Below are 17,434 nucleotides of genomic sequence, written 5' to 3' on the forward strand. Positions count from 1 at the left end.
CGGTGCTACCGAGCCGGAGGCGAGCGCCGCGTCCTCGTCAGGGGACCGTGGTGCGCGGCGACGACTCCGAGCGGCGTCGTCGTGCTGCCGATGCCGCGACGACGACGGCAGTCAGCACCAGGACCGCGGCTGCGATGCCGACGACCAGACCGACGGGCGCGCCGGCGTCGGGGACCGCGTCCTCTGCGACCGGCGCCGCCTCCGCCGCCGCCTCCTCCTCCTGCTCGACGTCCGGCGCGGGTGCTGTGCTGCTCGCGGACCCGAGGACGTCCGCCACGGTCGGCAACCGGTCCGCGGCGTCGTAGAGGAACGGGTTCTCGTCCGGGTACGCGCTGGGGTCGACCGAGAGCAGCTGCCGCACGTTGACCGTGCCGTAGCCCCACTCGTCGTCGTGCGCGGGCTGCGTGCTCGTGCGGCCGTCGGTCGTGTGGATCAGCGCCTGCACGACCTGGTTGCCCGTCGCCTCGGGGTGGAGCGACCAGGCGAGCGCGAGAGCCCCGGCCGTGAACGCAGCGGAGTTCGAGGAGCCCGTGGACATGCCGTAGCCGTCCCAGGTTCCTCGGACGGCGCGGATGTGGGCGCCCGGCGCGACCACGCCGAGCTCGTCACCGCGCGGACTGCCCTCGCCGAGCGTGATGGTCTCGTCGACGGTGCCGGTCGCGACGACGCCGTTGGAGAGCGCCGGGTACCCGGTCACGATGCCGTCGTTCCCGCCGGCGGCGACGAGGATCGTCCCGGCGCGCAGCGCTCGGGCGACGGCGTCCTCCCGGATCGCGCGTGAGCCCGGGACCACGACGATGTCGGCTCCGTCGTCGAGCGCATCGAGCAGCGCGTCGTCGACGCGGACGCCGTCGGCCGTCGCCTCGCACGTGCCGGAGGTCGACCCGGTGACCGTGTAGACGTGGAGCGCCGCCCCGGGGGCGATGCCACGCACACCCGTCTGCCCCGCCGCGCCGGCACCCGTACCCACGAGCAGCGACGCCATGTTGGTCGTGTGCTCGGCATTGGGCGTGGTGGCGGCCGCGGGCACGACAGGACCGCCCGGCGCATCGACGCAGTAGGACGGCTCGTGCACCTGGAGGTCCACGCCGACCAGGTCGGGGGCGGCCGGGTTGATCTGGCTGTCGATCAAGGCGATCGTGATGCCCGCGCCCCTGGCCTGCTCATGGAGCTGCTCGAGCCCGGTCTGGCTGTGGTACCAGAGGCCCTCGTCGATGTCCCCGGCGGGCTGGGCGGCAGCGGGACCGGCGACGACCGCGGCCGTGCCCGCCAGCAGGAGTGATGCCATCGTGGTCGTGCAGCCCCGCGCGAGCACACGCAGCGACCGGCGTCGCTGCGTGCTCGCGCCGGTGGTGCCGCAGCCCGTGGGCACCGACGTGCCCCGTCGCCGTGTCGATCCCGTCAGCCGCACAGCGATCACGCGCTTCCCGATTCTGTCCCTGCCATACACGAAGGGTCGGCCCGAGGGGCGCGGCCGCTGGGCGCGCTCGCACGCCACCCGACCCAGCGGCGCGAACGGTCGGCCGCCCGGATCTGCGATCAGACGGCGGCCTCCGCGTCACCACTCGTCGTCGGACTCGACCGCCACCGCGGGGGTGTTCCGGAGCGTGTCGCGCCCACCGGCACGAGCGGCCGCGCCGAGGTGCGGCGCCTCCTCGCCGTCCTCGACCGCGATGTCCGGGGCGAGCAGCCCGGCGCTCCCGCGGCGCTTGGACTTGTCCGAGGACCCGGCGCCACCGCCGCCACCCATCGGGCCGCCCATCATGCCGCCCGCGCGGGCGCCCGAGGCGCCGGCTCCTGCCGCACCGGACTGCGAGCCCTGCACGAGCGCGGAGGACGACCCGGACAGGCCCGACCCGGAGGCGCCCGAGCCGAGGGTGCCGAGCGGCACGCCCGCCCCCGCGCCTCCGGCACCGCCGATCCCGCCGATCGACGCGACGCCGCCGCCGCCCCCCGCCAGGCGGTTGAGGCCCGCGCCGCCGAGCGCCGCACCGCCGACCGTCAGGCCACCCGCGAGACCGCCCGCTCCCAGGCCGCCCAGGGCGCCCGCGCCCGAGGCACCGCTGCCCCCCGAGCCGCCGAGGTGGAAGCCGGCACCCGCACCAGAGCCCGAGCCGCCGGGCACGGTGCCGCCGACGAAGCCGTCGGACGAGGTGCCGTCGCCGGTGCCGGGCACGTACCCGCCACCGATGCCCGAGCCGCCGCCCGCGCCGCCGGAGCTGCCGGAGCCACCGGTGCTCCCGCCGGACCCCGATCCGTTGCCCGCGCCGGACCAGGGGTCGGAGACGGACCAGCCGCCACCGCCGGAGCCGGGGGTGCCGGAGCCGATGCTGCCGAGCCCGTCCTGGGGCGTCCACGTGGCACTCACCGTGCTCGTGCCGCTGCTGGACGGAGTGGAGGAGCCCGCGCCGGGCTGAGCCGACGGGGACCACCCACCGCTGACTCCTGGACCGCCGCTTCCTCCCGACGGGCCCGACCCCGGGTCGGTGGTTCCGGCGGTCGGCAGCTCCTGCCGGTCGCCGCTTCGCCGCTCTCCGTCGAACGAGATCGCGCTGAGCGACCCGTCGAGGGCGGTCAGCGCGCGGGCTGCAGCCGACTCGCGCTTCTCCTCGCGCTGGCGCGAGATGATCTCGCCGGCCGCGACCCCGGCCACGGTCCCGACACCGGGCAGCACGACGGACGTCATCGCCGCGAGGCCCGCGCGCTCGGAGAGCGAGAGCCCGCCGTCGGGCAGGTCACGGAACGCCTCGCGAGCATCGGCGATCGCGCTCCGCGCCTGTGCGCCGGCGTTCTGGATGGCGTCGAGTCGCGCGGCTGCCGCGGAGACCTCGGTCGCCAGGGCCGAGAAACGCGCCTCCGCGGCCTCGGCCCCGCTCCCGCGGATACCCAGGTCGCCCGCGATGCCGCGCAGGGAGTCTGCCGAGGCGTCGACCGTCTGACGGTAGGTCGTCAGGCTCGCCCCGGCGTTGTCGATCGCGCCCAGGTCGGCGTCGAGAGTCCGGCCGAGCTCGTCTGCCTTGTCACCCATGGTTCCCCCTTGCGTACGTGGGCGTCTGCACGTCCTGCGAATCGTCTCGGCGGCGGCGGTTCCGGGCGACGACGACGCCGACCACGACTGCCAGCAGAAGCACTCCCGCCCCGATGCCGGCGACCGCTCCGACGGGCAGACCGCCGTCGGCCTGCTCGTCCGGCTCGGGGACCGGCGGCACTTCTGCCTCCTCGGCTTCCGGCGGCGGTGCGTCCGCATCGGCGGGCGTCCCCAGTACCTCGGCGACCGTCGGCGCCCGATCCGTGGCGTCGAACAGGAACGGGTTCTCGTCCGGGTAGGTCGTGGGGTCGACGGCGACGAGCTGCCGGATGTTGACGACGCCGTAGCCCCACTCGTCGTCGCGGCTGGGTTCGTGCTCCGACCCGTCCGTGGTCCTGACCAGAGCCTGGAGGATCTGGTTCGCGGAGGCCTCGGGGTGCGCCGACCACGCGAGGGCCAGTGCCGCGGCCGTGTACGTCGACGACGCGGACGAGCCGGAGGCGATCCCGTAGGTCTGCCAGCCTGGCATGATCCCGCGGATGTCGGACCCCGGGGCGACCACGGAGAGCAACGGCCCGTGGGCGCTGCCCGCATCGAGGGCGATGCTCGAGTCGACGGTCCCTGTCGCGACGACACCGTTGTTGAGCGCCGGGTAGCCGTAGACCGGCTCGCCGTCGTTGCCGCCCGCGGCCACGACGATGACCCCGGCTCGGAGCGCGGCGAGCACGGACGAGGGGTGGATGTTGCGGTTTCCGGGGACGGTGATGATGTCGGCGCCGTCGGCGATCGCGTCGAGGACCGCGTCGTCCTCGGTGGCGCCGTCGCCCGGGTTCGCGCACGCGTCGCTCGACGTGTCGGTGACGGTGTAGACCCGCAGCGAGACGCCCGGCGCGACGCCGCGCACGCCCGCCTGGCCACCGGCACCGGAGCCCGTGCCGACGACGAGCGCGGCCATGTTGGTCGCGTGCTCGGCCTGGTCGGTCGTCGAGGTGGCAGGAACGGCCGGTCCACCGGCGCTGTCGGCGCAGTACGCGGGCTCCCGAACCACCAGACCGGTCCCTGCGAGGTCGGGGACGTCCGGGTTGATCTGGCTGTCGAGGAGCGCGATCGTGACGCCCTGGCCCGTGGTCATATCGTGGATCTGCTCGAGCCCGGTCTGGCTGTAGTACCAGAGGCCCTCGTCGATGTCGCCCGCGGGCTGGGCGGTAGCGGCTGTGGCCAGCAGAGGCGCCGTCGCCACCGCCAGCGCCGTCGCGGCGACGACGTGCCCGACCATCCGGTTCACGAGGCGCTGCGGACGGCGCCGGGAGCCGCAGCCACGGCCGGCCGGTCCAGGCGGTTCGCGAGCAGCTGCAGCTGCTCCTCGATCGCCGCGTCCTGCTGCTGCAGCGAGAGCGCGCTGTCGGCGAGCGCCTGGCGGCACGCGTCGATGGCCTCGCGGATCGCGTCGATCTGACCCTGGACCGACGTCAGGCTGTCGCGGTACCGCTGCGCGAAGTCCTGGACGCTGGGCACGTCGGGCCACACGTCGCTCGTCTGCTGGGCCCGGAGCGACACGATGCGGTTCTTGATCGTCGTGGTCTGGTCGTACAGCTCCACGAGCCGGCTCAACCGGTTGCTCAGCACCTCGGTGTCGAGCTCGACGTCCCCTGCCACGTCCGTCCTCCGCGTGTGTCTCGCGGCGCCGCCCCTGCGGCGCCGATGCCGCGCGGTCGCGCCGCTGCCGTCCGGGGACGGCGGGCGCGACCGCGCGGGTCGTGCTGGGTGGCGTCACGCGCGTCGCGCGGCGCCGGGGTGGTTCACCAGCGGGCGGCGTTGTTCCGCTCGGTGGACTGGTACTCCTCGCCCGAGGTGGACACCGCACGGCCGACGTCGGCGAGCAGCGCCTTCATGTCGGTGAGCGCGGCCTCCCACTTGGCCTTGGCGGCGGTGTAGGCCGTGGAGGCCTCACCGGACCAGTTGGCGCGCAGCGGCTGCAGCGAGCGGTCCAGGTCGTTGAGGCGCGACTCGATGTTGCTCGCGCTGGACTGGATGTCGGCGGCGGCGGTCGACAGACCCCCGAAGTTGACCTTGAGGTCGCTCATCGTCTGATCCTCTCCCGATCAGCCCAGCCGGCCCTGGAGGCGGCTGAAGGAGGACTGCTGGGCCTCGTCCGACGCGGTGTACGTCGACTGCGAGGTGAGCAGGTTGGACTCGAACTCGTTGAGCGCGGACACGATCTTGTTCGCGTCCTCGCGCCAGCGGGCCATGAGGGCGTTGAACGCCACGGCGCCCTGGCCCTGCCAGTGCGACCCGATCCCGGACAGCTTGCCCTCGAGAGCGCTCAGCTCGCGCTGCAGCTCCCCACGACTCTGAGCCACCGCGTCGGCGCCCTGCTTGAGAGCGCCGTCTGCTGCGGAAACCTCTGCTGCCATGTCACCTCCCCCTACACGGCCCCGTGGGCCTGCTTGGCCTGCGCCCCGTCGGCGCCGCCTGTGCCCGACCTCACGTGAGCCCGGAACCGCTAGGAGGCTAACTCACAGCTCCTGCACACGTCAGGTGAGGTGCCCCGCCCTGTGGACGACCACGCTGACTGGTGTCACGGTTCACCCGTTCAGCCCAGGAAGAACTGGATGATTCGTCAACTATCACCCGATATGCCCAGCCCGGGAGGACGTCCGGCGGGGGACGGGGCGCCGCCGATCTCACCCTGGGCGACCACCCGGACGGCCGCGCCGGCGTGACCGTGCCCCGGCCGCACCCCCGGGCCGTCGCTATGCTGACCGCCGACCTGCCCAGGGAACACAGGGGACCCCCATGACAGACGCACCCACCACCACGCCGTCCGTCGGGACGCTCGTGCGGGTGTCGGTGACCGCGGGGGAGCGCCGCCTGGACCTGGGTGTCCCGGGCGCGGTGCCGATGGCCGAGGTCGTCCCGGGCCTGGCGCGCGCGCTCGGCCTGCTCGACGCGAGCACCGCGCACGGCGGCTACCGCCTGGTGCGTGCGGACGGCACGGCGATCGACTCCGCCCGCAGCCTGCTGGCCGAGGGCGTCGAGGACGGCGCGGTGCTGACGCTGGAGTCGGGGGCGCGCAAGGAGCAGGAGCGGATCTACGACGACGTCGTGGAGGCCGTGGCCGACGCGGTGGAGAGCCAGTACGCGCCGTGGACGCCGCGGGACTCGGCGCTGAGCGCGGCGTGGGCGGCGGGCGCGCTGCTGCTGGCGGGCGCGGCGCTGCTGCTCGGCTCGGACCAGACCTCGCTGGTCCCGCCCGTGGTGGCGGCCCTGGCGTCGGCGCTCGCGCTGGTGGCGGGTGCGGTGGTCGCGCGGGTCGGCACGGAGCCGGCGGCGGGACGAGTGCTCGTGCTGGTCGCGCCCGTGCTGGCGGGCGTCGCGGGGCTGACGGCCACGACCGCGCCGCCGTCCTGGGGCTGGCCCGCGGCGCTGGCGGGGACCGGGGTGCTGGTCGCCGGGCTGCTCGGCATGCCGGCGCTGGTCGACCGGCGGGAGCTCAGCGCGGCACCGCTGGCCGGCGGGCTCGCGGTCGCGGTCGCCGGCACGACGATCGCGCTGACCGACGCGCTGCCGGGCGAGGTGCTCGCCGTCGTGGTCGCGGTCGTGACGACGGCCAGCATCGGCGTGCCGTGGCTGGCGCTGTCCAGCACGCCGCTGCGCGTGGTGTCGCCGCGCAACGACGCGGAGATCCTCGCGGACCCGCCGGCCGTGCAGAGCGCGCGCGTGCGGGCGCAGCTCGCGGCGGGCCACCGGGTCCAGGTGTCGCTGCGGGTGGCGATCGGCGCCCTGGCGCTGCTGTCCGCGCCCGCCGTGGTCGCCACCGGCGTCGCCGGCACGCTGCTGCTGGTGCTCGCCTCGGCCGGCCTGCTGCTGGCCACCCGGCAGACCTACTCCCGGCTCGACGTGCTGCTCACGGTCGGCATCTCGGTGCTGGTCCTGGTCGTGGTCGCCGTCGTCGCCGCCGCGCAGCACCCGGGCTGGCGCCCCGCGCTGGTGGTGCTCGCCGGCGCGGCCGCGGCCGTGGTGGTCGGCCTCGGCCTGGTCGCCCCGCGCCGCCGGGTCGCGCTGGCCCGGCTGGGCGACTTCCTGGAGATCGCGTGCCTGGCGCTGCTGCTGCCGCTCGGCGTGACCGCGGCGGGCCTGGTCTGACCCGTGGCGTCCAAGCGTGACCTCGTCGAGGCGCAGTCCTACAGCCGCCGGCGCCTGCTCACCGCCTTCACCAGCGGCGCTCCGGGCGGGCGGGAGCTCGAGCCCACCAAGCCGCTGCGCGGCGTCGTGGCGGGCGTCTCGCTGAGCGTCCTGCTGGTGCTCGGCAGCCTGGGCCTGGGTCTGCTCAGCCCGACGCTCCCCGACGGCTGGGACGACCAGTCGCTGGTGATCGTCGAGGGCGACGGCAGCCGGTACGTCGGCATCCAGGGCACGCTGCACCCGGTGCTCAACGTGACCAGCGCCCGCCTGGTGCTCGACTCCGGGGCGTTCCACGTGGTCGACGTCAGCGAGGACGACATCACCGACGCCCCGCGCGGCGCGACGCTCGGCATCCCGGGCGCCCCCGACGAGCTGCCGCTGGCGAGCCGCCTCACGGCGACGGGCTGGCTCGCCTGCGTGGCGCCCGACGGCGGGACGTCGCTCACCGTCGACCCCGACGCGGACGCCCCGGCGGTCGACCCGGGCGCCGGCGCGCTGGTCGAGGTCGCCGGGACGCTGCACCTCGTCGCGGACGGCGTCCGGCACCGGATCCCGGCCGGCGACGAGGCCGCCGTGCTGCGCGCGCTCGGCCTGGACACCACCACGCCCGTCACCGCGGGCGCGGACTGGCTGAACCTGGTCCCCGTGGGCTCCGACCTGGCGCCGCTGACCGTGGCGGGCGCGGGGTCGTCGGCGCTGCCCCAGGGCGGCCTGCCGGTCGACACGCGCGTCGGCACGGTCGTCGAGGTCTCCGGCGTCGGCGACGGCGCGCGCCGGTACGTGGTGGACGCGCAGGGCGAGCTCGCCCCGCTGAGCGACCTCGCCTACCCGCTCTACCTGCTCGGCGCGGGCGACCTGGCGGCGCAGCCGCTGACCGTCACCCCCGCCGAGATCGCCGCCGTCCGCACCTCGGGCACCCCCGTCGCACCGGCCGACCTCCCCGAGACGGTCCCGGCGCTGCCCGGCGCGGGCGTCTCCGCGTGCCTGACGCTGACCACGGGCGACACCGAGCGCGTCGACCTGGTGCTGCGCGAGGGCCCGCCGGCCGAGTCCGGCGTGCGGGTCGCCCCGGGCTCCGGCGCGCTCGTGCGGGCGCAGACCGCCGACGGAGCCGCCGCGTCCGTCCGGCTGGTCGACGGCTCCGGCCGCGCGTACCCGGTCCCGGACGCGAGCGACGAGGTGCTGGCCCGTCTCGGCTACGCGCCCGGCGACGTGACCCGGGTGCCGCCGGCCTGGGCGGAGCTGCTGCCGACCGGCCCCACGCTGACGGTCGAGGCCGCGGCCACCGAGGTGTCGGGCGGCACCGCGGCGGCGAGCCCCGGCGCGACCGGTCCCGCCCAGCCGGACGGGGCCCCGTGACGGTGCCGCGCCCGGTCCGCCGGCTGCTGCTGGCGGGCGTCCTCGCGGCCGTCGCCGTCCCGGGCAGCGTGCCGGGGGCCTGGGCCCTGCCGGCGGTCCCCGCCGCGACCGCGGGTGGCGCGTGCACGCAGGAGAAGGTCCAGTACATCGACCAGACGCCGCCGGCGCTGCCCCGCCTGGCCGCGCAGCGCGCGTGGGCGTCCGCCACCGGCCGCGGCGTCACGGTCGCGGTCGTCGACTCCGGGGTGGACACCGGCAACGCGCACCTGTCGGGCGCCGTCGTGCCGGGCGTCGACGTGGTCGGGGTCGCGGGCGAGCCGACCGGCCGCACGGACACGGCGGGGCACGGCACCGCGGTCGCCGGCCAGATCGCCGCCCGGCCGGTGCCGACGTCCGGGCTGGTCGGCCTCGCGCCGGACGCCACGATCCTGCCGGTCCGCGTGTACTACTCCGACGACGACCAGGGCCGCGCGCAGGGCGTCGCGCCCGACGCGACGCGGATCGCGGCCGGCATCGACGCCGCGGTCGCCGGGGGAGCCCGGGTCGTCAACGTGTCGATGAGCACCCCGAACGACACGCCCGCCCTGGCGGATGCCGTGCGCCGCGCGACGGCCGCGGGCTCCCTGGTCGTCGCGAGCGCGGGGAACCGCTCCACCAGCAGCGACGAGACCGACGGCCCCCGCTACCCGGCCGCCTACGACGGCGTGCTCGCGGTCACGGCGGTCGACGTCGACGACCGCGCGTCCGCCGACGCGATCCACGGCCCGCACGTCGACGTGGCCGCGCCGGGCACGAACGTCCTCACGGCGTACCACGCGGCCGGCGACTGCATGCTGTCGGGCGAGGGGGCCTCCACCAGCTTCGCGACCGCCTACGTGAGCGCCGCGGCCGCGCTGCTCGCGGAGCGGTACCCCGAGGAGACGCCGGCGCAGTGGGCGCACCGGCTCGAGGTCACCGCCGCCCGGGCGCAGCCCGCCGCGCGCGACGACCTGGTCGGCTGGGGCGTCGTGCGCCCGGACGAGGCGCTGGCGTTCGTCGACGACGGGACGGCGCTCGGGCCGCCGAGCCCGGTGCACGCCGCGGCCGCCGGGGAGGTCGCGCAGGCCCGCACCGTCGACGTCTCGCCGCGCGAGGACCCGCTGGCGGCGGCCCGGTCGGACGCCGTCTGGTGGGGGATCGGCGGCGTCGGCATGCTGCTGCTCGCGGCGCTGGGCGCGCGCGTCGCCGGACGGCGCCGGCCGGCCTGAGCCGCCCCGTCAGGCCACGGGGCGCAGCCGGCGCGCCCGCTGGGTCCGCACGCCGTCGACGGTCAGCAGCACCAGCGCCACCCAGACCAGCGCGAAGCCCCACCACCGCGCCGGCGGCATCGTCTCCTGCAGCACGAGCACGCCGATCACGAGCTGCAGCACCGGCGCCAGGTACTGCAGGCTGCCGACGACGCTCAGCGGGAGCCGGCGCGCCGCCTCCCCGAACAGCAGCAGCGGCAGGGCCGTCGCCACGCCCGTCCCCGCGAGCGCGAGCGCGTGCCAGCCGCCGCTGACGCCGAACGTGGCGTCGCCGGTGGACTGCAGCCAGATCAGGTAGACCGCCGACACCGGGGCGAGGACGAGCGTCTCGGCGGCGAGGCCGGGGGCAGCGGCGACGCTGCGACCGATCCGGTTCTTCAGCAGCCCGTAGATCCCGAAGGAGCCGGCGAGCGTCAGCGCCACCCACGGCAGCCGGCCCAGGCCCACCGTGATGACGACGACCGCCGCCACGCCGAACCCGAGCGCGACCCACTGCGTCCGGCGCAGCCGCTCCCGGAGCACGAGCACCGCGAGCAGCACGGTGACCAGGGGGTTGATGAAGTAGCCGAGCGCGGCGTCGACCACGTGGCCGCTCAGCGCGGCGAACACGAAGGTCAGCCAGTTCACGGCCAGCAGCACCGCCGCCGTCGCGACCAGGCCCATCGTCCGCCGGGCGCGGAGCACCGTGCCGAGCGCGCGCCACGTGCGGGTGGCGCTGAGGACGACCGCGCAGAAGATCAGCGACCAGAGCACCCGGTGGGCGACGACCTCGACCGCTCCCGACGGCTTCAGCAGCTCGAAGTACAGGGGCAGGACGCCCCACAGCAGGTACGCGCCGGTACCGGCGGCCAGGCCGCGGGGGTCCAGGGCCGACGGTGCAGCCGGGGTGGGGACGACGACGAGGTCGGGGCCCGCGGACGGGCTCGACGGGGACGGGGTGCTCACGCCGCTGACGGTAGACCCGCCGCGCGGCCCGGGACGCCACGCGGCGGGCGGGGTCCCGGAGAACGGCAGGAGATCCGCGCGGGTCGGCAGAGTTAGGCCGTCCTACACTGGGTGCTCCACCCCGCGCGCGCCGCGCCGGGCACCGGCCGTGACGTCCCCCGCGACGCCGCCGGGGCCGCGCCGCAGCGACGTGCCGGGACCATGTACACGGAAGGCACCTGCGTGAGCTCGAACCGCCCTGTCCGCGTGGCCGTCGTCGGCGCCGGACCCGCCGGGATCTACGCCTCGGACATCCTCAGCCGGTCCGGCCTGGACGTGTCGATCGACCTGATCGAGCGCCTCCCCGCCCCGTTCGGGCTGGTCCGGTACGGCGTCGCGCCCGACCACCCGCGGATCAAGCAGATCATCGTGGCGCTGCACAAGGTGCTCGAGCGCGGCGACATCCGGCTGCTGTGCAACGTCGACTACGGCGGCGACCTCAAGCTCGAGGACATGCGCCGGCACTACGACGCGGTGATCTTCGCGACCGGCGCCATCCGCGACGCCGACCTCGCCATCCCCGGCATCGACCTGGACGGCTCCTACGGCGCCGCCGACTTCGTGTCCTGGTACGACGGCCACCCGGACGTGCCGCGCACGTGGCCGCTCGAGGCGCAGCACGTCGCGGTGCTCGGTGCCGGCAACGTCGCGCTGGACGTCGCCCGGGTGCTCGCCAAGCACCCCGAGGACCTGCTGCCGACCGAGGTCCCGCAGAACGTCTACGACGGCCTGCTCGCCAACCCGGTCACGGACGTGCACGTCTTCGCCCGCCGCGGCCCGGCGCAGGCGAAGTTCTCCCCGCTGGAGCTGCGCGAGCTCGGGCACGTCCCCGACGTCGACGTCGTCGTCTACCCGGAGGACTTCGACTTCGACGAGGGCTCGATGGCCGCGATCCACTCGTCGAACCAGACCAAGCAGGTCGTCAAGACCCTCACCGACTGGACGCTGAAGGAGCCGGAGGAGATGACGGCGAGCCGCCGCATCCACCTGCACTTCCTGCACAAGCCGGTCGAGGTCCTCGGCGAGGACGGCAGGGTCGTCGGACTGCGCACCGAGCGCACGGCGCTCGCGGGCGACGGCACCGTCGCGGGCACCGGGCAGCTGCACGACTGGCCCGTGCAGGCCGTGTACCGCGCCGTCGGCTACTTCGGCTCGCCGCTGGTCGACGTGCCCTTCGACGAGGGCAAGGGCGTCATCGCGAACCGCGAGGGCCGCGTCGTGGACGTCGACGGCGAGCCGGTGCCCGGCGTCTACACCACCGGCTGGATCAAGCGCGGCCCGGTCGGACTGATCGGCCACACCAAGTCCGACGCGAGCGAGACGATCCGCCACCTGGTCGAGGACGCCGGCGACGTGACCGAGGACGGCAACCCGTTCCTGTCCGCGACCGAGCCCGACCCGCAGGCCGTGCTCGACGCCCTCGCCGCGCGCGGCGTCCAGGCGATCCAGTGGGCCGGGTGGGAGCTGCTCGACGCGTACGAGCGCTCGCTCGGCGAGCCGCACGGGCGCGAGCGGGTCAAGGTCGTCCCCCGCGAGGAGATGGTCCGCGTCGCCCTGGCCCTGGCGGCCGACGAGTCCTGACCGGCGGGCGACGCGCCGCCGCGCCGCGTGAGGTCGAGGGGTTGTCGCCCAGCAGGGCGCTCAACCCCTCGACCTCGCCGCAACCCCTCGACCTCGCGGGGCCGGCCGGGTCTAGCCCGTGATGCGGCGGAGGAACTCCTGCGTGCGCGGCTCGCGCGGGGCGCCGAGGACCTGGTCCGCGGTGCCCTGCTCGAGGATCCGGCCCTGGTGCAGGAAGCACACCTCGTCGGCGACGTGCCGGGCGAACGCCATCTCGTGCGTGGCGACCACCATCGTGGTGCCCTCGTCCTTGAGCTCGCCGAGCAGGTCCAGCACCTCGCCGACCAGCTCCGGGTCGAGCGCGCTGGTGACCTCGTCGAGCAGCATGAGCGCGGGTTGGGTGACCAGCGCCCGGGCGATCGCCACCCGCTGCTGCTGGCCGCCGGACAGCTCGTCGGGGAAGGCGTGCGCCTTCGCGCCGAGGCCGACCCGCTCGAGCATCGCCGCCGCGCGCTCCCGGGCCTCGGCCCTGCCGACCTTGTGCACCAGCCGCGGCGCGAGGGTCACGTTGTCCAGCACCCGCAGGTGCGGGAACAGGTTGTAGGCCTGGAAGACCATGCCGATCCGGGCGCGCACCGCGTTCGCGTCGACGCGGGGGTCCGTGACCTCCTGCCCGGCCACCTCGATGACGCCGTCGTCGACGTCCTCCAGCAGGTTGACGCAGCGCAGCAGCGTCGACTTGCCGGACCCCGAGGCGCCGATCAGGACGACGACCTTGTGCTCCGAGACGTCGAGCGACAGGTCGTCGAGGACGACGTGGTCGCCGAACGCCTTGCGGACGCGGTCGACCCGCAGCAGGGGAGAGGTCGCGGTCATCGCATGGCCCCCGCCCCGGCGAGACCGCTCTGCGACCCGAGCCACCCGCCGCGCTTCGCGAGCGCGTCCGTGAACCGGGTGAGCGGGATCGTCAGCAGCACGAACAGCACGCCCGCCACGACGTACGGGGTGAAGTTGGCGTACGCGGCCGTCTGGATCTGGGCGGCGCGCACGGCGTCGACGGCCCCGAGGATCGAGATCAGGCCGGAGTCCTTGGACAGCGACACCAGGTCGTTCAGCAGCGGCGGGATGACGCGGCGGACCGCCTGCGGCAGGACGACGTGCCGCATGGTCTGCCCGCGGGTCAGCCCCAGCGAGCGGGCCGAGGCGATCTGCGACGGGTGCACCGACTCGATGCCCGCGCGGAACACCTCGGCCACGTACGCGGAGTACGTCAGGACCAGCGCGAGCCCGCCGAGCACGACCGCCGACGTCGGCACGCCCTGCAGCCGCAGGCCGGGTACGCCGAAGCCGACCAGCAGCAGCACGAGGATCAGCGGCAGCCCGCGGAACACGTCGACGTAGCCGGTGGCGAGCGCCCGCAGCGGGAAGAACGCCGGCCCGCGCAGCGTCCGCGCCAGCGCCAGCAGCAGGGCGACGACCACGATCAGCACGGCCGACACCGCCATCACGCGGACGTTCAGCCACAGCCCCTCGAGCACGTGGGGCAGCGCGGCCCAGGCGACGTCGGGGTCCAGGAACGACTGCCGCACCCGCGGCCAGCCCGGCGAGCTGACCAGGCCGAGCACCGCCACGGCCGCGACGACCACGGTGCTGACCAGCGCGACGACCGTCGACCGCCGGGTCTGCCCGCGCCGGTAGGCGTCCCGCTCCCGCTGCCGCGCGGACGGCACCCACGCGGGGTGGGTGCCCTCCGCAGCGGTCGTCGGCTCCGCGGGCACTACTGCAGGACCGGGGCGCCGGCCGCGTCGGTCAGCCACTGCGCCTCGAGGTCGGCGAGCGTGCCGTCCTCGCGCAGCGCGTCCACGGCCTCGGTGACCGGGCCGGTCAGCGCCGAGCCCTTGTCGAGCACCAGGCCGAACTGGTCGGCGTCGTCGCCCGCGGGCAGCTGGCCGACCACCTTGCCGCCGTCGAGCTCCGCCGCGGTGATGTAGAGCGCCGTCGGCAGGTCGACGACGATCGCGTCCACCAGCCCGGCGGTGAGCGCCTGCTTGACCTGGTCGTTGTCGTTGAACACCTGGATGTCGGTGCTCGGGTCGATCGCGTCCTGCGCCACGGTCAGGCTCGTGGTGCCGACCATCGCGCCGAGCTTCAGGTCCTGCAGGTCGGCCAGCGACGTGGCGTCCGCGGCTGCCGAGCCCTCCAGGGTGACGACGGCCTGCGCGGTGTCGTAGTACGAGGAGGAGAAGTCGAGGTTCGCGGCGCGCTCGGGGCTGATCGAGACCTGGTTGATCGCGAAGTCGAAGCTCTTGGCGCCGGGGGCGATGATCTGGTCGAACGTGACGGGCACCCACTCGACCTGGTCCTCGCCGTAGCCGAGCTGCTGGGCCACCGCGTAGGCCACGGCGGACTCGAAGCCCTCGCCGTTGGCCGGGTCGTTGTCGACGACCCAGGGCTCGTAGCCCGGGTCCGAGGTGCCGATGGTCAGCACGCCGTCGGTCAGGGTGTCGAGCGCGCCGTCGGTCGCGGCGGAGGAGCCGGTCGAGCCGGCGTCGGCGGTGTCGTCGACGGGGGCGCACGCCGCGAGCGCCAGCGCGCTCGCAGCGGCCAGGACGATCAAGCGGGTGGTGCGCACGGCGTCTCCTCGGGCAGGTCTGATCGGGGGTGTGCGCGGACAGCGTACGGGGAACCTCCCAGGTCGCCGCGGCGTTGTCCTCCACGCGGGACGAGATGTCCGGCACCTCGCACGGGAAGGACGCACATGGGACACCGGCACTACAACGGCCTCAAGACGGCGCTGCTGTTCGGCGTGCTCTGGGCCGTGCTGCTCGGCATCGGGGCCGTCGTCGCGAACGGGCGGTTCATCGTCCTGTTCGCGCTCGCCGGCCTCGCGATGACGGCGTACTCGTACTGGAACTCCGACAAGATCGCGATCCGCGCCATGCACGCGCGGCCGGTGTCGGAGATCGAGCAGCCCGGGATGTACCGGATCGTCCGCGAGCTCTCCACCGCCGCGCGGCAGCCGATGCCGCGCCTGTACGTGTCGCCCACCGCCGCGCCCAACGCGTTCGCCACCGGCCGCAACCCCCGCAACGCCGCCGTCTGCTGCACGGAGGGCATCCTGCAGATCCTCGACGAGCGGGAGCTGCGCGGCGTGCTCGGCCACGAGCTGATGCACGTCTACAACCGCGACATCCTCACGTCGTCGATCGCGGCCGCGGTGGCCGGCGTGATCACGTCGGTCGCCCAGTTCGCCCTGTTCTTCGGCGGCGGCAGCGACCGCGACCGCGGCGGCAACCCGATCGCGGCCCTGCTGATGGTGTTCCTGGCCCCCGTCGCCGCGACGCTGATCCAGCTCGCGATCAGCCGGACCCGCGAGTACGACGCGGACGAGGACGGTGCGGCCCTCACCGGGGACCCGCTCGCGCTGGCCTCGGCGCTGCGCAAGCTCGAGCGCGGCACCGCCGCCCGGCCGCTGCCCCAGGAGCGCGACCTGGTCGACGTGTCGCACCTGATGATCGCCAACCCGTTCACGGGGGCGGGCATCGGGAAGATGTTCGCCACCCACCCGCCGATGGCCGACCGCATCGCGCGGCTGGAGCGGATGGCGGGGACGGGCGGGATCGAGCGCTACTGACCCACCCGGGCGAGGGACGAGGCCGGGCACCCGCGGGGTGCCCGGCCTCGGTCGTGCCGCGGGTCAGCGGTAGTTGATGAACTGCAGCGCCGCGTCGATGTCGTCGGCGCCCTTGAGCAGCGCGATGACCGCCTGGAGGTCGTCGCGGGACTTCGCGGACACGCGGACCTCGTCGCCCTGGATCTGCGTCTTGACGCCCTTGGGCCCCTCGTCGCGGATCAGCTTGGTCACCTTCTTGGCGTTCTCGGTGGAGATGCCCTCCTTGATGACGCCCTCGAGGCGGTACTCCTTGCCGGACGGCTTCGGGTCGCCCTCGCCCGTGTCGAGCGCCTTCAGGGAGATGTTGCGCTTGATCAGCTTGGTCTGGAAGACGTCGAGCACCGCGCGCACGCGCTCCTCGGAGTTCGCGATCATGACGATCTTCTCGCCGCTCCACGCGATCGAGGCGCCGACTCCCTTGAAGTCGTACCGCTGGGCGATCTCCTTGACCGCCTGGTTCAGCGCGTTGTCGACCTCCTGGCGGTCCACCTTGCTGACGACGTCGAACGACGACTCGCTCGCCATGACTCCTCCTGACGTGTGGTGCTCCGGTGCTGCTGTGCCCTCGACGGCCCCGGTTTCGGTCCGGGCCCGATCCCTTGCTATCCTTCCATCCGCACCCCGGAGACGCAGTCACCGTGGCGCGCACCCTGGCGGGTTACCCGAGTGGCCAAAGGGGGCTGACTGTAAATCAGCTGGCAACGCCTACGGGGGTTCGAATCCCTCACCCGCCACGCACGTCGACGGGGCGTCTCTCCTCCGGGAGGGCGCCCCGTCGGCACGCACGGGCAGGCTCGACCTGCTCCTGGCGACGGGTGGGACCGGCTCCGGCAGGCGCGACCGCGCGTGCCGAGGGGCCGATTTCGCACCGGCCCGGAGCACCGTGTAGCCTAGTCCGCGCTGCCCCGATAGCTCAGTGGTAGAGCACTTCCTTGGTAAGGAAGAGGTCACGGGTTCGAATCCCGTTCGGGGCTCTGTGGTGTGCCGCTTGGTCAGGACCCGTCCTGGCCGGTGCATCCGAGGCGGGGTAGCTCAGTTGGCGAGAGCGCACGACTCATAATCGTGAGGTCGCGGGTTCGAGCCCCGCCCCCGCTACAAGGACTGAACCAGTCGCGCGTCCGCCGGCGCGCGTCGACGAAGATCGCAAGCGCTGTCTCGGCGCGAGAGGTGGCAAGACCATGGCCAGCAAGAGCTCGGACGTCCGTCCGAAGATCACGCTCGCGTGCACGGAGTGCAAGGAGCGGAACTACATCACGAAGAAGAACCGTCGGAACGACCCCGACCGGCTCGAGATGAAGAAGTTCTGCCCGCGCGACGGCCGTCACACGGTCCACCGCGAGACCCGCTGACCTCTCAGCA

Annotated in this window: 17 protein-coding genes and 3 tRNA genes; 9 read left to right on the top strand and 11 right to left on the bottom strand. The window is 74.6% G+C overall.

The annotated features are described in order from the left end of the window. Positions 1–37: 37 nt before the first annotated feature. From ACWPWW_RS13330 to ACWPWW_RS13355, 6 genes are all read right to left on the bottom strand, one after another. Complete coding sequence (locus ACWPWW_RS13330) at positions 38–1,288, bottom strand: S8 family serine peptidase (protein WP_454050850.1); 1,251 nt, start codon at positions 1,286–1,288, stop codon at positions 38–40. Positions 1,289–1,558: 270 nt separating this feature from the next. Beyond that, positions 1,559–3,028: a hypothetical protein gene (locus tag ACWPWW_RS13335; protein ID WP_454050851.1), complete on the bottom strand. Its 1,470-nt coding sequence runs from the start codon at positions 3,026–3,028 to the stop codon at positions 1,559–1,561. Next, the gene (locus tag ACWPWW_RS13340; protein WP_454051818.1) at positions 3,021–4,304 is read right to left on the bottom strand and encodes a S8 family serine peptidase; all 1,284 of its coding nucleotides are present in this window, start codon (positions 4,302–4,304) and stop codon (positions 3,021–3,023) included. Before ACWPWW_RS13340 ends, ACWPWW_RS13335 begins: the two co-directional genes overlap by 8 nt. A gap of 5 nt (positions 4,305–4,309) precedes the next feature. Then, positions 4,310–4,684, bottom strand: a complete 375-nt coding sequence (locus tag ACWPWW_RS13345) for a hypothetical protein (protein WP_454050852.1) — start codon at positions 4,682–4,684, stop codon at positions 4,310–4,312. 143 nt (positions 4,685–4,827) lie between these two features. Beyond that, complete coding sequence (locus ACWPWW_RS13350; RefSeq protein WP_454050853.1) at positions 4,828–5,112, bottom strand: WXG100 family type VII secretion target; 285 nt, start codon at positions 5,110–5,112, stop codon at positions 4,828–4,830. Between the two features lie 18 nt (positions 5,113–5,130). Continuing rightward, positions 5,131–5,442: a WXG100 family type VII secretion target gene (locus ACWPWW_RS13355; RefSeq protein ID WP_454050854.1), complete on the bottom strand. Its 312-nt coding sequence runs from the start codon at positions 5,440–5,442 to the stop codon at positions 5,131–5,133. 382 nt (positions 5,443–5,824) lie between these two features. Here ACWPWW_RS13355 and eccD point away from each other — a divergent pair, with 382 nt between their 5' ends. From eccD to ACWPWW_RS13370, 3 genes are read left to right on the top strand one after another with little or no spacing between them, the layout of a single operon-like run. Then, on the top strand, positions 5,825–7,174 hold the full coding sequence (eccD, locus tag ACWPWW_RS13360; protein WP_454050855.1) for a type VII secretion integral membrane protein EccD: 1,350 nt from the start codon (positions 5,825–5,827) through the stop codon (positions 7,172–7,174). Between the two features lie 3 nt (positions 7,175–7,177). Further along, a complete protein-coding gene (gene eccB, locus ACWPWW_RS13365; protein ID WP_454050856.1) occupies positions 7,178–8,572 on the top strand; it encodes a type VII secretion protein EccB in 1,395 nt (464 codons plus the stop codon). Continuing rightward, positions 8,569–9,819 (top strand): S8 family serine peptidase, encoded by a 1,251-nt coding sequence (locus ACWPWW_RS13370; protein WP_454050857.1) that lies wholly within the window; start codon positions 8,569–8,571, stop codon positions 9,817–9,819. The genes eccB and ACWPWW_RS13370 overlap by 4 nt, the downstream gene beginning before the upstream one ends. A gap of 9 nt (positions 9,820–9,828) precedes the next feature. Here the strand turns inward: ACWPWW_RS13370 and rarD are convergent, their stop codons facing one another. Then, complete coding sequence (gene rarD / locus ACWPWW_RS13375) at positions 9,829–10,803, bottom strand: EamA family transporter RarD (RefSeq protein ID WP_454050858.1); 975 nt, start codon at positions 10,801–10,803, stop codon at positions 9,829–9,831. 201 nt (positions 10,804–11,004) lie between these two features. On the opposite strand from rarD, the gene ACWPWW_RS13380 reads away from it, so the two are divergent. Further along, positions 11,005–12,423, top strand: coding sequence for an FAD-dependent oxidoreductase (locus ACWPWW_RS13380; RefSeq protein ID WP_454050859.1), 1,419 nt, complete (start codon positions 11,005–11,007; stop codon positions 12,421–12,423). Positions 12,424–12,534: 111 nt separating this feature from the next. Here the strand turns inward: ACWPWW_RS13380 and ACWPWW_RS13385 are convergent, their stop codons facing one another. The 3 genes from ACWPWW_RS13385 to ACWPWW_RS13395 are packed head-to-tail and all read right to left on the bottom strand — an operon-like array spanning position 12,535 to position 15,034. Beyond that, positions 12,535–13,278, bottom strand: a complete 744-nt coding sequence (locus ACWPWW_RS13385; RefSeq protein WP_454050860.1) for an amino acid ABC transporter ATP-binding protein — start codon at positions 13,276–13,278, stop codon at positions 12,535–12,537. Further along, positions 13,275–14,180 (bottom strand): amino acid ABC transporter permease, encoded by a 906-nt coding sequence (locus ACWPWW_RS13390; protein ID WP_454051819.1) that lies wholly within the window; start codon positions 14,178–14,180, stop codon positions 13,275–13,277. The genes ACWPWW_RS13385 and ACWPWW_RS13390 overlap by 4 nt, the downstream gene beginning before the upstream one ends. After that, positions 14,180–15,034, bottom strand: coding sequence for an ABC transporter substrate-binding protein (locus ACWPWW_RS13395; protein ID WP_454050861.1), 855 nt, complete (start codon positions 15,032–15,034; stop codon positions 14,180–14,182). Before ACWPWW_RS13395 ends, ACWPWW_RS13390 begins: the two co-directional genes overlap by 1 nt. Positions 15,035–15,160: 126 nt before the next feature. Between ACWPWW_RS13395 and htpX the strand changes: the two genes are divergently transcribed. Continuing rightward, positions 15,161–16,036 (top strand): zinc metalloprotease HtpX, encoded by an 876-nt coding sequence (gene htpX / locus ACWPWW_RS13400; protein WP_454050862.1) that lies wholly within the window; start codon positions 15,161–15,163, stop codon positions 16,034–16,036. A gap of 63 nt (positions 16,037–16,099) precedes the next feature. Here htpX and ACWPWW_RS13405 read toward each other — a convergent pair whose 3' ends face one another. Continuing rightward, complete coding sequence (locus ACWPWW_RS13405; RefSeq protein WP_454050863.1) at positions 16,100–16,600, bottom strand: YajQ family cyclic di-GMP-binding protein; 501 nt, start codon at positions 16,598–16,600, stop codon at positions 16,100–16,102. A 127-nt stretch (positions 16,601–16,727) separates the two neighbouring features. On the opposite strand from ACWPWW_RS13405, the gene ACWPWW_RS13410 reads away from it, so the two are divergent. The 4 genes from ACWPWW_RS13410 (at position 16,728) to rpmG (ending at position 17,424) form a co-directional block, all read left to right on the top strand. Then, positions 16,728–16,809, top strand: a tRNA-Tyr gene (locus ACWPWW_RS13410). A gap of 168 nt (positions 16,810–16,977) precedes the next feature. Continuing rightward, positions 16,978–17,049 (top strand) — tRNA-Thr (locus tag ACWPWW_RS13415). A gap of 47 nt (positions 17,050–17,096) precedes the next feature. After that, positions 17,097–17,170, top strand: a tRNA-Met gene (locus tag ACWPWW_RS13420). A gap of 83 nt (positions 17,171–17,253) precedes the next feature. Continuing rightward, the gene (gene rpmG, locus ACWPWW_RS13425) at positions 17,254–17,424 is read left to right on the top strand and encodes a 50S ribosomal protein L33 (RefSeq protein ID WP_066582309.1); all 171 of its coding nucleotides are present in this window, start codon (positions 17,254–17,256) and stop codon (positions 17,422–17,424) included. Positions 17,425–17,434 lie beyond the last annotated feature (10 nt).

It is taken from the genome of Cellulomonas sp. Marseille-Q8402, assembly GCF_965119525.1.